Consider the following 15,212-nt stretch of genomic DNA (forward strand, 5'->3'; position numbering starts at 1 on the left):
AATTTGTCGTTGCAAAGGAAAATCAGCTAGATTAAGAAAAACTAAATTTAATAAGATATACTGAGAAGAGAGTGAGAGATTCTCTTCTCTTTTATTTTTAAATACTTTTCTACAAAAAGCTATTAGACGTTAAAAAAAGCCTTGGTTTCAAGGCTTATTTCTGTTGATTTAGATGTGCCCCCTGCAGGGCTCGAACCTGCGCCCCATAGCTTAAGAGTCTACTGCTCTACCAACTGAGCTAAGGAGGCAACAGAAAAAGCTGAGAATGTAACTTCCCAGCTATTTTAATATGCCCAAAATGGCAGCTAGATTATTTACGAAAGGCATCAAGGATATAGGTGAAACCAACAATTAAAAATGCAAAGGCAACGACATAAACGACAAAGACACTTGTAGCTACTGGATTGAACAAAATCACTAGACCTAGTAAAAATGCAAGCAACGCTATCCACATGATATGGTTGCCAATAATAGGGAAAATCAATCCCAGACGATTGCCTTTAAAGAAAACTATAATGGCTTCTACAATTAACCAAATTCCTAAAATAGTTGGAATGACAACTGGCAGCGTCACAAAGCCATAGGCAACGAGGTAAAGAGCTAAGAGAAGATTAACAATCCCTTGGAAAAGATGAGCTGGTGAGCGAAGCTCTTTTGGTACAGAGAAATAGCCTAAAATAGCTGCTATAGAAGAAACCAGTAAACCAAATGCAATCCACCAGCTGTAAGCAACAAGATTAGCTACTGGGTTTGTAAATAGGAAAAGTCCTAAAAGGACAAAAACAACTCCTGCAAGGAATAGCGATAAACGATTAGAAAATTTCATTTCAATACCCCCTATATAGTATAGTATAGTTTGATAATAAAAATATTATACACCTTTTTAGAGGAAATATCAATAAACAAAATGGAAAATTTGGAAGTTTCAGTCTGATTTATGAAAAGAAAATCAGTTTTTATTATTTTGAAAATAAAAAGAGAAGATAAAATTTGTCTTCTCTACATGAAAATATTGTATGGCATCAAAGCAAAAGTAACTGGCTTTACACTATTTGTAAAGATGTAATTTGATTCAAAAAGAAAAGATAGATTTAAAATGTGGGACAAATGATGGGGTAAATCAGTTATAGACAAGCAAAAAAAGCCTTGATTTACAAGGCTTTTTCCTGTTGTATTTAGATGCCCCCTACAGGGATCGAACCTGTGACCCACGGATTAAGAGTCCGCTGCTCTGCCAGCTGAGCTAAGGAGGCAAAGAAAAAAGCTGTATTGGTGCCGAAACTTCACGGTTTGTATTGAACCCGCGCAATTAAGCAGGTGGGCAACTCGCTCTAACTGAAGCTGTTTCCGTGTGAGACGGCCTACATGCTGTTAGAAGACTTTTGTTTCCCTAATAATACAAAAAATAGTCGGTCAACACTTAAGTGTGAAGTCGTACACCACAGCGTTTCTATGTTTATATAATACCACTTTTTCAAAAAAAATCAAGAGGAAAGTGCAATTTTTTGAAAAGGATTTCAGATTTTTCGCAAACGGTCGATAGCTTCCTTTCTTTGAGCCAAAGCCCGTTCGTACTTGCCAGTATCTTCCGGAGTGAAGTAGTGCTGGTCTTTGATTTTTTCTGGCAGATAGTCTTGCTTGACCCAGTTTCCAGGATAGTTGTGCGGATAGAGATAGTTTTGGGCGTTGCCCAGTTCCTTGCTTCCACTGTAATGACCATCACGCAGGTGCCGAGGGATAGGCAAATGCCCCGATGTTTTGAGATCAGCCAGAGCCTTGTCCATCGCCACATAGGCTGAGTTGGATTTGGGAGAAAGAGCCAGATCAATGACGACATTAGCAATGAGAATGCGGGCTTCTGGGAAACCAATCCTTTGTGCAACATCTAGAGCAGTTACAGTATGGATCTGGGCTTCAGGATTGGCCAAGCCGATATCTTCATAAGCGATAACAGTCAAACGACGAGCTAGACTAGGCAGATCCCCAGCTTCAATCAAGCGGGCTGCGTAGTGGAGACTGGCATCCACATCTGATCCGCGGATGGATTTTTGCAGGGCTGAGAGAACATCATAGTGCCCATCCCCATCCTTATCCATGGTAATGTAACTCCGCTGCAGGCTATTTTCCATGATATCGAGCGTGATATGGCGGATACCCTTGTCATTCTCAGGGGTAGATAGAACAGCCAAATCTAGTGAATTAAAGGCAGAACGGAGGTCTCCGTTGGTAGATGTTGCGATAAAATCAAGGGCATCCTCATCTAGTTCTACTGGGAAATCAAAACCTCGTTCAGGGTCAGTCAGGGCCATTTGAATCGCTTCTTTGACGTTTTGGTTAGACAGAGGTTCCAGTTCAAAAATCTGAACACGGCTACGAATAGCAGGAGTGACAGAAAAGAAGGGATTTTCAGTCGTTGCTCCAATCATGATAACCAGACCACTTTCCAAGAGCGGCAGAAGAAAGTCTTGCTTGGTTTTGTCAAGTCGATGGATCTCGTCCAGTAGTAGGACCAATCCACCGGAGAATTTAGCTTCTTCCGCGATTTCTTGGAGTCGCTTTTTACTATCAACTGTCGCATTAAAGGTCCGAAAGGCATACTTGGTCGTTCCAGCGATGGCTGAGGCTATACTGGTCTTGCCAATACCTGGAGGTCCGTAGAGAATCATGGAGGACAGACGATTGGCTTCCACCATGCGACGGATAATTTTTCCAGGTCCGACCAGATGCTCCTGACCGATGACCTGGTCGATTGTTTTGGGGCGCATGCGAAGCGCGAGATTGTCTGGCATAGCAGTCCTTTCTAACATGGATTTTCTGATGTATATGTGGTAAGATGGTAGTATCTATTTTAGCATATTTCCGAGCAATCGGGGCGATTAAAGAGTCGCATAGAAAGAGGACAAAATGGCAACATACGGATTTTTAGATGTTTTAGAGGAGGAGTTGGACAAGAACTTTCCCTTTGACTTTGAGATTAGTTGGGACAAGCGCAATCACGCGGTTGAAGTGAGTTTTCTATTGGAAGCGCAAAATGCTGCCGGTGTGGAGATGGTGGATGAGGATGGAGAGGTTTCGTCAGATGATATCCTTTTTGAAGAAGCGGTCCTTTTTTACAATCCGACCAAGTCAACGGTTAACGCAGAAGACTATTTAACAGTCATCCCTTACCTGCCTAAAAAAGGATTTTCTCGTGAGTTTTTAGCTTATTTCGCCCTTTTTCTCAAAGATACTGCCGAGGTTGGGCTTGATGCGCTCATGGATTTTTTGGAAGATCCAGAAGCAGAAGAATTCGTCATGGAATGGAATCAAGAAATCTTTGAAGAAGGAAAAGTCGGCTTGGAAGAAGGAGAGTTTTATCCTTATCCGAGATACTAGAGACTAGCGAGGAAGTATATGAAGAAAATAGTATTGTCTTTTATTTCCGGTCTGTCCTTTGTTTTTTTGATGCTGGGATTTGTTTTTGGGACGATTGCCTTTAAAGAGTTAGATTTTTCTTTAGTCTTTATTCCAGGCTATCTATTTACTTTTCTCAGCATTTATCTGATATTTATCCTTCATGAGCTGGGGCACGCATTTTGTGGTTACCTGACAGGCTATCGCCTGGTGGCTTTTGGATTAGGAAACTTTCTTTTGACCAAAAAGTCAGGCAAGTTTCATCTGAGTCGAACAGCCGTTCTGAAAAATGTTGGTGCTCAGTATATTGGATTAAAAGAAGATGAAAGCGATCAAAGAATCATTCTGATGCTTGCAGGAGGCTTGATGGTTCATCTTAGCTTGATTTTATTGGCGCTATTGTATGGATTTTTGACAGATAACTGGTATTTTGCAGCTACTTGGATTTGTCTAAATCTATCTTTTCTTCTCATCAATGCAAAGCCAGTTGGGATTACCGATGGAGCGAAAATCTGGGAATTGCTACAGCAACCTGAAAATACGAAATACGCCTACTCGGTGTTGAGGCATTCTGCCCAGACCTTGCTAGCTCCTCAAGAGTATGATTTGAAAGACTTTATCATGCCTGTTGATGAGGATGCAAGAGGGAGTTTTGCAGAAAGCATTCAGATTTTCCAGGGACTAGTTTTCATATTCGATGGTCAGATAGAGACTGCCAAAAAACACTTTCAGTCTTTATTAGATAAAACAGATAACCCAATGTCTCAAACTCTTTCCCAATTATACCTTCTCCAAATTGCCTTGCTTGAAAGGGATCATGAGAAAGCAGAGGAATATGCAAGTAATCGAGGAGTCAAGTCCTTCTTATCTCTAAAAATGGCAGACACGCAGATAATGCAAGCCTGGTATCAATTTCTGGTAAAGAAAGATATGGATCAGACTGACAAGGCTATAAAAATTGCTAGACAAAACATGGTGACCAGCCGTTTGGTGCGGGATGAGAAACGTTATTATGAAAACTGGTTAGCAGAGTTGGAGAAAGAATTAGCCGAAGGAGTCTAATATGGAAATAAAAATTTCTGATTTTACAGGTTGCAAAATTGCCCTCTTTTGTGAGGATAGGATTTTAACTATCTTGCGTGATGATAAGGCAAGCATTCCTTGGCCCAATATGTGGGAATTGCCAGGTGGCGGACGAGAGGGCGATGAAAGTCCTTTTGAGTGCGCGGCGCGTGAAGTTTACGAAGAATTAGGAATTCATCTGACTGAGGATTGCCTGCTTTGGAGTAAGGTGTACCCAAGTATGCTTTTTGAGGGGAAGGAATCCGTCTTTCTAGTTGGAAAATTGGATCAGGAACAGTTTGACAAGATTGTCTTTGGTGATGAAGGGCAGGGCTACAAACTGATGGGCATTGACGAGTTTCTTGGCTCAGATAGGGTTGTACCCCAGTTGCAGGATAGAGTGAGGGATTATTTGGAGGAAATAAAATGATTTTTGCAATTGCAACAACGACACTAAATAAGGAAGTTAAACGCAAACTAAAAACTGGACAATATTCTAGAGAAGAAGCTACATTCATCTATTTGGAATATTTAAAGTTAAAGAAGCAGAGAGAAAGTGGTACGAAAGTAGCTGGGATTTCTATGGCTGTTATTTGGGTATTAATGCTTGCTATACCCTTACTGAGTGGTAGAGGTCTCGTACTGCCCCTTTCAGTATATTTTTTATTATTGATACTGTTAGCAGGAATTGTTCTATTTGTTTATTATCTTACGTTTGGTATTTTTAAACAGCAGATTCATAGCGCGATGAAAGAACACTATACAGATGTGATTGAAGAATTTAAGAAGAATAAGGAAGATTCAAAATGGAAACATGGCAAGAGTTAAAAGTTACAGTGAAGCGTGAGGGAGAGGAGCTGGTCTCCAATCTCTTGATTGAGCTGGGGGCGCAAGGTGTTGCGATTGAAGACAGCATGGACTATGTGGGGAATGTCGACCGTTTTGGTGAGATTTTCCCAGAGGTCGAGCAACATGAAGAAATCGTAGTGACCGCCTACTATCCTGATACGGTTGATGTAGCAGTGGTTGAGGCAGATTTGCAGGCTCGCCTGGCAGAATTAACTGATTTTATGGATCTAGGAGAGGTCAAGATGGGCACGACTGCCTTGGCTGAGGAAGACTGGGCAGACAACTGGAAGAAATACTATGAGCCAGCTCGCATCACTCATGACTTGACCATTGTGCCGTCCTGGACGGACTACGAGGCGACTGCTGGGGAAAAGATTATCAAGCTAGATCCTGGTATGGCCTTTGGGACTGGAACGCATCCAACGACCAAGATGAGCCTTTTTGCCTTGGAGCAGGTTCTTCGTGGCGGCGAAACGGTGCTGGATGTGGGAACTGGATCAGGTGTTCTCTCCATTGCCTGCTCGCTTCTTGGTGCCAAGAAAATTTTCGCCTATGACCTGGATGATGTGGCGGTTCGGGTGGCTCAGGAAAATATCGAGCTCAACCCTGGCATGGAAAACATCCACGTTGCTGCTGGAGATTTGCTCAAGGGTGTGGAGATTGAAGCAGATGTCATTGTAGCCAATATCTTAGCGGATATTCTCATTCATCTGACAGAGGATGCTTATCGCTTGGTCAAGGATGAAGGCTACCTCATCATGAGTGGCATTATCAAGGACAAGTGGGACATGGTGCGCGAGTCAGCTGAGTCAGCTGGATTTTTCCTTGAAACCCACATGATTCAAGGGGAATGGAATGCCTGTGTCTTTAAGAAGACTAAGGATATTTCAGGTGTGATTGGAGGCTAGCATGCAGCAGTATTTTGTCAAAGGCAGTGCTACATCACCTATCACCATTGAGGACAAGGAAACCAGCAAGCATATGTTTCAGGTCATGCGGCTGAAAGAAGATGATGAGGTGACCTTAGTCTTTGAGGATGGCATCAAGCGCTTGGCGCGCGTGCTGGATGTAGAAGCTCGTCAGTTTGAATTAGTTGAAGAATTAGCTGACAATGTGGAACTGCCAATCCAAGTGACCATCGCATCAGGATTTCCCAAGGGAGACAAGCTTGAGTTTATCACTCAAAAAGTGACGGAACTAGGTGCTAGCCAAATCTGGGCATTTCCAGCAGATTGGTCGGTCGCCAAGTGGGATGGTAAGAAATTGGGCAAAAAGGTTGAAAAACTAGAAAAAATCGCCCTTGGAGCAGCAGAACAAAGCAAGCGGAATCTGGTCCCAAGTATCCAACTTTTTGAGAAAAAAGCAGATTTTCTAGCCCTGTTGGATCAGTTTGACTCTATCGTAGTAGCCTATGAAGAATCCGCAAAAGAAGGAGAAGCCGCTGCGCTCTTACAAGCAGTCACTGGTCTTGAAAAAGGAGCCAAATTGCTCTTTATCTTTGGTCCAGAAGGCGGTCTCTCACCTGCAGAAATTGAGTCTTTTGAAGCTAAAGGAGCCGTCTTGGCAGGACTTGGCCCTCGCATCTTGCGAGCAGAAACAGCCCCACTTTACGCCTTATCAGCCCTTAGTGTTTTAGTAGAATTAGAGAAATAAGAGGAAGAAAATGGAACAAAAACACCGATCAGAATTTCCCGAAAAGGAACTTTGGGACTTAACCGCCCTTTACCAAGACCGTGAGGATTTCTTGCGAGCAATCGAAAAGACTCGCGAAGACATCAACCAATTTAGCTGTGATTACAAGGGTAATCTTCACACTTTTGAGGATTTTGAGAAGGCCTTTGCGGAATTGGAGCAAATCTACATCCAGATGAGCCATATCGGCAATTATGCCTTTATGCCTCAAACGACTGATTATAGTAATGAAGATTTTGCTAATATCGCCCAAGCTGGGATGGAATTTGAAACAGATGCCAGCGTAGCCTTGACCTTCTTTGACGATGCCTTGGTGGCAGCAGATGAGGAAGTATTGGACCGTTTGGGTGAACAGCCCCACTTGACGGCAGCCATTCGTCAGGCTAAAATCAAAAAAGCCCACTATCTAGGGGCTGATGTGGAGAAGGCCTTGACCAATCTGGGTGAAGTCTTCTACAGTCCACAGGACATTTATACTAAGATGCGAGCTGGGGACTTTGAAATGGCTGACTTTGAAGCCAATGGCAAGACCTACAAAAACAGCTTTGTTACCTATGAAAATTTCTACCAAAATCACGAGGACGCTGAGGTTCGTGAGAAATCTTTCCGCTCCTTCTCAGAGGGACTTCGTAAGCACCAAAATACAGCTGCAGCAGCCTATCTAGCTCAGGTAAAGTCTGAAAAACTCTTGGCAGATATGAAGGGCTACGACTCAGTCTTTGATTATCTCCTAGCTGAGCAAGAAGTGGACCGTGCTATGTTTGATCGTCAGATTGACCTCATCATGAAGGACTTTGCGCCAGTTGCCCAGAGATACCTCAAGCATGTTGCCAAGGTCAATGGTCTTGAAAAGATGACCTTTGCAGACTGGAAATTGGACTTGGACAGTGCCCTCAATCCTGAAGTGACTATTGATGACGCCTATGATTTGGTCATGAAGTCAGTAGAACCTTTAGGGCAAGAATATTGTCAGGAAGTTGCGCGCTATCAAGAAGAACGCTGGGTGGACTTTGCTGCCAATAGTGGTAAAGATTCTGGCGGTTATGCGGCGGATCCATATCGCGTGCACCCTTATGTCCTCATGAGCTGGACTGGTCGTTTGAGTGATGTCTATACCTTGATTCATGAAATTGGGCATTCTGGTCAATTCATCTTTTCAGATAATCACCAAAGTTACTTCAATGCCCACATGTCTACTTACTATGTCGAAGCGCCATCAACCTTCAATGAATTGCTTCTCAGTGACTACTTGGAGCACCAATCGGACGACCCACGTCAAAAACGATTTGCCCTTGCCCACCGCTTAACAGATACCTACTTCCATAATTTCATCACCCACCTCTTGGAAGCAGCCTTCCAGCGTAAGGTTTATACATTGATTGAAGAAGGGGAAACCTTTGGAGCAAGCAAGCTCAACAGCATTATGAAGGAAGTTTTGACAGATTTCTGGGGAGATGCTATTGAGATTGATGACGATGCAGCCTTGACTTGGATGCGCCAAGCTCACTACTACATGGGCTTGTATAGCTACACCTACTCTGCTGGACTAGTTATCTCGACTGCGGGTTACCTCCATCTGAAATATTCGGAAACTGGAGCTGAAGACTGGCTCAACCTCCTCAAATCAGGTGGTAGTAAGACACCGCTTGAGTCAGCCATGATTATCGGAGCGGATATCTCAACAGACAAACCACTCCGTGATACGATTCAGTTTCTGTCTGAAACAGTTGACCAGATTATCGCTTACAGTGCCCAGTTGGGAGAGTAAGGGTATCCAGTGTCGGATTTAAGACGGTTTATCGATAAGATGAATACACAAAAATCACCTGTTTGAGGTGATTTTTTTATGCTTTAAAGATTTATTCAAATTTTCCTTTATTGGCCTCGTTTGAAGCCTTCATGCTAATTTGTAAAAGGTTGGCGAGATTTTCATTGTCAAGGCTAGCTTCACCATTATTATCCACTTTTATGGCAAGGTAATGGGTGTTACGATCAAGATAATCCATGCCCTCTAGGTCTACGTAGTTGTCAGCTTTAAAATCAAGCGCCGCTAATTGATAAACAAATCGAATATTTAGAGCCTTAGCATAGTCGGACTGACCAACCTTTTGTTGCTCTTCCACCAGTCCTTGAAAGAAGTCTTGGAAGTTATCATGATAAGTAGCCTTGACTTCGTATTGGTAGGTATCAACAGATGGGGACATAAATTTCAAATAAACCATGTCGCCCTCCACCTTATAGTCCTCAAGAGTATAGGCACCTGCTTTTCCTAATGCATTGGTGTTGACCTTGAAAAACATAGGAGCATAAATTTTGAGAGGATATTTTTCTCCTTTATATTCAAAGACGGTATCATTTGAAAAATTCGGACGGATTTTAGTTAACTCAGGGACTAAATATTCGTTCCAAATCTTATCAAATAACTCTTCTTGATTGCTAGCACCCGCTGATTTCACAACTAGGTCAAAATTTTCTTGATTGACAAAGACAGCATCCACTAATTTGAGGGCTGTTTGAACCTTAGGATCCGAAATTTCCTTTTTCTTTTTTTCAAGATTCTCTGCCGCCTCTTTCGTGCGATCTAAAGTTTTATTAAATTGACTGCCACTGTTGGTTTCAACAAAGGTTCTCTCATAGTTGGTAGGTTCAACTTTGGCATTCCAGTCAAATGAAGCAGCAGGACCAGTTACATCTTTCTTATGGTAGGTAGAAACCTGATTGTTTGAATTATTTGTAGAACTAGTAGATGGCTTTGATGAGCAAGCACCAAGGGCTAAGGCTAGTGTTGTCACACAAGCTAGGCAACAAAGTCTGAACGATTTTTTCATACATTTCTCCTTCAAGTAATGCTTGTTATTCATTGTCTATTATATCATGACCTTTAGGATTACAGTGTTTTAAAATGAATTAGACAGGATTTTAACATCATAGATGAAACAGTCATATCAGCCTTTTATGATATACTATAAGGGAAATATGATTAGTTGTTTTATTAATTATCATAAGTAAGGAGAAGGTTATGAAAAAACGTGCGTTTTTCACAACATTACTTTTAGGAGGATTGATCATGATAGGATTGGCAGGATGTGGAGAAAATAAAAACAGTCGAGAATGGATTGAGAACAAAGTCTCTGAGGTTAGTCGTGTCTATCCAACCGAGAATCTGTTTGATTTGTTTAAGCAATTTCCGAAAGGGTTTAATATTACTCAAACATTTTATAAGGATTCGCTCAGAACAGTAGTTTCCTTAGATGGAGATGAAGAAAGTCAAACCATAAAAGGAAAGATAGAGACTATACAAATTTCTACTGATCCATATAAAGAAGAAGTGGAAGAGCATGTTGATGTAGAATATAAGGATGGTGAATTTATATTTTCTAACAATGAGGTAGCGGAAAAAATTTGGGGTTATAAAGGTTTTCTGTTCCAAAAATTAAGTTTGAATAGAGATGTTTTATCTAAGATGAAGCTTGAAAAGTTTCGATATTTTTCAAATCGCAATGTGTTTGAAATCTATTATATTAGTGATAACTCTACGATAAATAATTTCCTTAAGTCAAATGGAGAACACATGTTATCAATAAGTGGAGCGGAATCTTATAATAATACAAAAGGTTATCGATTGAATGTTAATATTGCTTTTAAGGATACCCCAAATGATGGAATGAGTGAGATAGTTTCAAGTTGGATAGATGATAGAAATAGTGTTTCTAATTAATTTGATAACATTTTAAATATCCTGATTGAACTGATCATAAATAAGGAGAGTATTATGAAAAAACGTATGTTTTTCGCAATGTTAGTTTTAGTAGGGTTGATAATGATAGGAATAACAGGATGTGGAGAAAATAAGAACAGTCGAGAATGGATTGAGAACAAAGTATCTGAGGTTAGTCGTGTCTATCCAACCGAGAATCTGTTTGATTTGTTTAAGCAATTTCCAGAAGGGTTTGAGATTGAGCAGGTTTATTTTAAAAAGAAAAGTGATGGAATTGACGATTTTATCACAGAAATTAAGCTGAAAGGTGATGCAACATCGCATACAATAACAGGTACTCTTGCTAAAAGCCCAGCGAAGGAAGATGCGCCAAAAAGCGATGAAGTGGTAGTAAGTGTTCAATATATAGACAACAAATTTATTTTTTCTGATGAAGAAACCGCTAAAAGAATATGGAAGTTTGATGGTTTTTTGTTTCAAAAACTTGGTATAGATAAAGAGTTTTTAAGTAAATTATCATTAAAAAACAAACATTTTAATGGAAATAATGGTTCTTTTGATATAGATTATATTATTAAAAACACAACGATTAACCAATATTTTAATAAACAGCAACAAGCTGAAACAGTGCTAGGATTTGGTAGTTCTTTGAGGTTAGATGACTTTTATTATTATTCTGTTACTGTTGATTTTAATGATGGCTATTATTTTAAGGAGAGAGTATCGAATTAGGAGAGAAGTATGAGTAAAAAGGATACAGCGAATAGTGGTATTGCTACTCTAGATGCAGCAAATCTGACTTACGAATTTGAGAATGTGCGAGTTAATCAACCTGAAATTGGACATGATGATAGAAAACAACTTCTTAATGCAGTAGACAGAAGTAAACCTCTCCCCTCTAACCTCCAGTATCTAGATGATTTTCATGATGACTTTACTGGGACGAGTGGTACAGCCTTCCTAGATAAGGACAGTGGAGAGGTGATTATTGCCTATACGGGAACGAATCCTAATGCGGATATAGTCAAGGATGTCGCTACAGATGTCGGTAGTATAGCCATGGCGCTCGGTTTTCATTATGATGAAGCTTTCAAATTTTATGAAAGGATTCGACAGAGATATGGGGATAATATTACTCTAACTGGACATTCTTTAGGAGGTAACATCGCTCAGAGGGTGGCCTTAGAGTATAACGCTCCGCGTACTGTGGTATATAACTCAGCGCCTCTCTATTTAGAAGGTCTTATCGAATCTAAAGATAAAATCATAGATTATCTGACTCCGTGGGATTCGGCAAGGGAGAAGATAATCAATAAACAAAAGACATTCACAGGTCAAGTAGTACGAATCCGGACTCAAGATGACTTTCTTAACAATATCTCAAAACCTTTTTTAGGTGTATACTTGGGGGAAGATTATCTGCTTGAAAATTCCGGTGGGCACAGTATTGATCCAGATATTACGGGTGATAAAAATCAAATTAACCAAATCAAAGATATTTTGGAAAATCAGAGTCCAGAGAAGATGACTGGACTTGAAAAGAAGAACTATGAAACTCTGAAGAAATTACAAGGTGTCAAAAATCGACTTCTAAAGCAGTTGAGTACCCAATTTTTATCAGATGGTAGTATAAGTAGCCATGAGATGTTTTTCTTGGACAGCGTCCAAGCAACAGCTGTTGCGACGGCAATGACAGAGAGTGTCAGCAACGGACACAACGAGATTGAGGCAGTGGCGAAAAAAGCAGTTGCGGATGCAGAAACACTCTACGATAAAAGTAAAGAAGTTCCGTGGTTCGTCACAGAGTTAACTTATGATGAGATAGAGGATGTCTATGCAGAAGCAGGGGTAACGTATGATAGTATTGTGGGGCAGACTCAGAGACATTTTGATAAAAAAGTAAGTAAATCAGCTGAGATTGTAAAAGCCTTTACGGATTTGGAAACGAATATTCAGAAGGGTGTTGAACAAGCAGTTGAAGGAGATGAAAGCTTGGCAAGGGATATTAATCAATGGACAAACTAGAAGAAATTCAAATTAAAATAAAAAAGCAAGAAGATGGTCTTTTGTCCTTGGAGGATGACTATAGAACTGCTAAGAAGAAAATAGAAGAATCTTATGAAAATTTGTATGATAATCGTTCTCAGTTGACCAGATTATATGAGGAGTTTGAAAACATTGCTTATGATTTTGGTAGACAGAATTCTGGAGATGAGAGCGCGCGCCACCAATTTCTGATACTCTTAGAATCTTATTCAGTTGAGACAAGGAGTGAGTATCTTCGTCAATATGCTAAAATAGAGGCAAAAGATGAAGAGTTGCAGACTCAGTACCGAAAAGAGCGCTCTCGCTTAGAAAAAGAGTTAGAAGAGAGTTATAGTCAAAGAAAAGACTTATATGAGTTAGAAAGGAGGCAGAAGAAATGCTAGTGGATTTAGTCATAGATGCTTTGATTGGACCTATGTCAGAATCAGCCAGACGAGAAATCAAAAAAACATTAGAAAGAGCAGCTATCAAAGCATTTTGTGCTCCTCCTATAAAATCAGGTAGAAAAGGTATTGTAGATAAGTACGATGAGGAGATAGGGGTTCTTGCTATGACAAATAAGACTGCTGTAACGACTTTAGCAGCTCAAATGGATAGTTCAATTAATGGTTTAGGACAAAAAAGCAATTAGCGAGACTATTAGTAAAAATAGTACATCTTTTGAAGATTTAACTCCTAAAAAGAAAAAATAGTGTTTTAACCATGCCCTATTCCTTTCCAATTTTTCCAAATATTCCTCTTCAAAGTCATCTTCGGATGGCTTTTTGATAAGTTACTAGAAATGTAGAGGTACTTGAGATGCGTTGGAAATTACAAAGAAAAATGATAGAAGAAAAACCAAGCTATAGTCGAGAAGAAATTCAGTGGTTGCTTGAGCATTTGGGAGATTCCTCTCCAGAAATTCGAGACGAACTTGTTTTTACGAGTTTAGCTAGAGGGATTCAAGAAGAGTTGTTTTCCCTTGAGCAATTTCAGTTTATTTCAGAAGAGATCTCCTCTGATGAAGGTCTATACAAAGAGATTGATAGTAGAGGAGTTTCGGCTCTTAAACGTTCTTTTAGGGCGCTTATTTATGCCAATCTTTTGTCTGCAGATGGTAACGAGCACTCTCTTTTCTATAAAGGTTTAAAAACTGATATAAGAAATGCTATGCTATCTCAAGGTTTGTATTACCTAAAAAAAGAAAAGGATACGACAGGATTTTCAAGTCAGTATGGTTGGGTTCACGCTTTTGCGCATGGAGCGGATCTCTTGACTGAAGTCGTTTGTCATCCAGATTTTCCTAGTAACAGATTTTCTGAAGTATTTGATGTACTGGGTCAATTATTTAAAAGAATTACCATTCGTTTTACAAATGATGAGGATTGGCGCTTAGCGAGAGTACTTTATGAACCCATTTTGCAAGGAAAATTAGAGCAGGAACAAGTAGCTTCTTGGATAAAAACTGTTGACTTTCCAATAGAAGAGAGGGAAGATTTTTATAAATTTTCCAACTTCAGATCCTGTCTGTTGGAAGTCTATATCCAACTTGACCAGAAAAATAGTTTACAAGATGCCTTGAAAGAAGCCATTCAATCTTTTCAGTACTAAGTTCAAGCGAGTCATTTCATGATTTTCAAATAACTTTCCAGTCAATTTTCTTGAAACCCTTTCCTTCTTTTGATAGACTAATACATAGTTTGAAAAAAGGAGACTTATCATGAAAAAATTTGTTGCTGAATTAATCGGTACATTTATGCTTGTGTTCATCGGAACAGGAGCTGTTGTTTTTGGAAATGGTCTTAATGGCCTTGGACACCTTGGAATTGCTTTTGCCTTTGGTCTGGCAATTGTGGTTGCAGCTTACTCAATCGGAACTGTTTCAGGGGCTCACTTGAACCCAGCTGTCTCGATTGCTATGTTTGTAAACAAACGTTTGTCATCTTCAGAGCTTGTAAACTACATCCTTGGACAAGTGGTTGGAGCTTTTCTTGCGTCAGCTGCAGTATTCTTCCTCTTGTCTAACTCAGGCATGTCAACTGCTAGTCTTGGTGAAAATGCCTTGGCAAACGGTGTCACTGTCTTTGGTGGATTCTTGTTTGAAGTCATCGCAACTTTCTTGTTTGTCCTAGTTATCATGACTGTAACATCAGCAAGCAAAGGTAATGGCGCAATCGCTGGTTTGGTCATTGGTTTGTCATTGATGGCCATGATCCTTGTGGGATTGAACATTACTGGCCTTTCAGTTAACCCAGCTCGTAGCTTGGCACCTGCTGTCTTGGTAGGTGGCGCAGCCCTTCAACAAGTATGGATTTTCATCCTTGCTCCAATCGTTGGTGGTGTTCTTGCAGCACTTGTTGCGAAAAACTTCCTTGGAACAGAAGAATAATTGAAACTCAAAAAGCCTTGCTCCTCAGTTTGAGGAACAGGGCTTTTTCGTATTATACTCTTCGAAAATCTCTTCAAACCACGT

The 15,212-nt window shown here is 40.2% G+C and carries 17 protein-coding genes and 2 tRNA genes; 14 read left to right on the top strand and 5 right to left on the bottom strand.

What is annotated here, in order from left to right:
- Positions 1-175 precede the first annotated feature (175 nt).
- From HMPREF2991_RS07835 to HMPREF2991_RS07850, 4 genes are all read right to left on the bottom strand, one after another.
- A tRNA-Lys gene (locus HMPREF2991_RS07835) sits at positions 176-248 on the bottom strand.
- A gap of 62 nt (positions 249-310) precedes the next feature.
- Positions 311-826 (bottom strand): DUF308 domain-containing protein, encoded by a 516-nt coding sequence (locus HMPREF2991_RS07840; protein WP_000672744.1) that lies wholly within the window; start codon positions 824-826, stop codon positions 311-313.
- A gap of 354 nt (positions 827-1,180) precedes the next feature.
- Positions 1,181-1,253 (bottom strand) — tRNA-Lys (locus HMPREF2991_RS07845).
- 264 nt (positions 1,254-1,517) lie between these two features.
- Positions 1,518-2,789, bottom strand: a complete 1,272-nt coding sequence (locus tag HMPREF2991_RS07850; protein WP_070568246.1) for a replication-associated recombination protein A — start codon at positions 2,787-2,789, stop codon at positions 1,518-1,520.
- A 115-nt stretch (positions 2,790-2,904) separates the two neighbouring features.
- On the opposite strand from HMPREF2991_RS07850, the gene HMPREF2991_RS07855 reads away from it, so the two are divergent.
- The 7 genes from HMPREF2991_RS07855 to pepF are packed head-to-tail and all read left to right on the top strand — an operon-like array spanning position 2,905 to position 8,764.
- Positions 2,905-3,375, top strand: coding sequence for a DUF3013 family protein (locus HMPREF2991_RS07855; protein WP_070683798.1), 471 nt, complete (start codon positions 2,905-2,907; stop codon positions 3,373-3,375).
- Positions 3,376-3,393: 18 nt separating this feature from the next.
- Positions 3,394-4,455, top strand: a complete 1,062-nt coding sequence (locus HMPREF2991_RS07860; RefSeq protein ID WP_070683800.1) for a site-2 protease family protein — start codon at positions 3,394-3,396, stop codon at positions 4,453-4,455.
- Position 4,456: 1 nt separating this feature from the next.
- On the top strand, positions 4,457-4,885 hold the full coding sequence (locus tag HMPREF2991_RS07865; RefSeq protein ID WP_070683802.1) for an NUDIX hydrolase: 429 nt from the start codon (positions 4,457-4,459) through the stop codon (positions 4,883-4,885).
- Positions 4,882-5,283, top strand: a complete 402-nt coding sequence (locus tag HMPREF2991_RS07870; protein WP_070683804.1) for a hypothetical protein — start codon at positions 4,882-4,884, stop codon at positions 5,281-5,283. The genes HMPREF2991_RS07865 and HMPREF2991_RS07870 overlap by 4 nt, the downstream gene beginning before the upstream one ends.
- Positions 5,262-6,212 (top strand): 50S ribosomal protein L11 methyltransferase, encoded by a 951-nt coding sequence (prmA, locus tag HMPREF2991_RS07875; RefSeq protein WP_070683806.1) that lies wholly within the window; start codon positions 5,262-5,264, stop codon positions 6,210-6,212. The genes HMPREF2991_RS07870 and prmA overlap by 22 nt, the downstream gene beginning before the upstream one ends.
- Position 6,213: 1 nt before the next feature.
- On the top strand, positions 6,214-6,957 hold the full coding sequence (locus tag HMPREF2991_RS07880; protein WP_049519714.1) for a 16S rRNA (uracil(1498)-N(3))-methyltransferase: 744 nt from the start codon (positions 6,214-6,216) through the stop codon (positions 6,955-6,957).
- 10 nt (positions 6,958-6,967) lie between these two features.
- Positions 6,968-8,764 carry an oligoendopeptidase F gene (gene pepF / locus HMPREF2991_RS07885; RefSeq protein ID WP_049519715.1) on the top strand — a complete coding sequence of 599 codons (1,797 nt, stop codon included), beginning with the start codon at positions 6,968-6,970 and terminating at the stop codon, positions 8,762-8,764.
- A gap of 91 nt (positions 8,765-8,855) precedes the next feature.
- Here the strand turns inward: pepF and HMPREF2991_RS07890 are convergent, their stop codons facing one another.
- Positions 8,856-9,824: a hypothetical protein gene (locus tag HMPREF2991_RS07890; RefSeq protein WP_049479777.1), complete on the bottom strand. Its 969-nt coding sequence runs from the start codon at positions 9,822-9,824 to the stop codon at positions 8,856-8,858.
- A 191-nt stretch (positions 9,825-10,015) separates the two neighbouring features.
- Here HMPREF2991_RS07890 and HMPREF2991_RS07895 point away from each other — a divergent pair, with 191 nt between their 5' ends.
- The 7 genes from HMPREF2991_RS07895 to HMPREF2991_RS07925 all read left to right on the top strand — a co-directional run bounded on the left by HMPREF2991_RS07895 (position 10,016) and on the right by HMPREF2991_RS07925 (position 15,128).
- Positions 10,016-10,714, top strand: coding sequence for a hypothetical protein (locus HMPREF2991_RS07895; RefSeq protein WP_070568271.1), 699 nt, complete (start codon positions 10,016-10,018; stop codon positions 10,712-10,714).
- Between the two features lie 54 nt (positions 10,715-10,768).
- The gene (locus tag HMPREF2991_RS07900) at positions 10,769-11,446 is read left to right on the top strand and encodes a hypothetical protein (protein ID WP_070568274.1); all 678 of its coding nucleotides are present in this window, start codon (positions 10,769-10,771) and stop codon (positions 11,444-11,446) included.
- A 9-nt stretch (positions 11,447-11,455) separates the two neighbouring features.
- Complete coding sequence (locus HMPREF2991_RS07905) at positions 11,456-12,739, top strand: Tle-like phospholipase domain-containing protein (RefSeq protein WP_070568277.1); 1,284 nt, start codon at positions 11,456-11,458, stop codon at positions 12,737-12,739.
- Positions 12,727-13,143, top strand: a complete 417-nt coding sequence (locus HMPREF2991_RS07910) for a hypothetical protein (RefSeq protein ID WP_070568281.1) — start codon at positions 12,727-12,729, stop codon at positions 13,141-13,143. Before HMPREF2991_RS07905 ends, HMPREF2991_RS07910 begins: the two co-directional genes overlap by 13 nt.
- Positions 13,137-13,391, top strand: a complete 255-nt coding sequence (locus tag HMPREF2991_RS07915) for a hypothetical protein (protein WP_257372016.1) — start codon at positions 13,137-13,139, stop codon at positions 13,389-13,391. The genes HMPREF2991_RS07910 and HMPREF2991_RS07915 overlap by 7 nt, the downstream gene beginning before the upstream one ends.
- A 167-nt stretch (positions 13,392-13,558) precedes the next feature.
- Positions 13,559-14,350: a DUF2785 domain-containing protein gene (locus HMPREF2991_RS07920; RefSeq protein ID WP_070568288.1), complete on the top strand. Its 792-nt coding sequence runs from the start codon at positions 13,559-13,561 to the stop codon at positions 14,348-14,350.
- 109 nt (positions 14,351-14,459) lie between these two features.
- The gene (locus HMPREF2991_RS07925) at positions 14,460-15,128 is read left to right on the top strand and encodes an MIP/aquaporin family protein (RefSeq protein ID WP_070568291.1); all 669 of its coding nucleotides are present in this window, start codon (positions 14,460-14,462) and stop codon (positions 15,126-15,128) included.
- Positions 15,129-15,212: the final 84 nt, after the last annotated feature.

Source organism: Streptococcus sp. HMSC072D07 (assembly GCF_001814835.1).
GTDB lineage: Bacteria > Bacillota > Bacilli > Lactobacillales > Streptococcaceae > Streptococcus.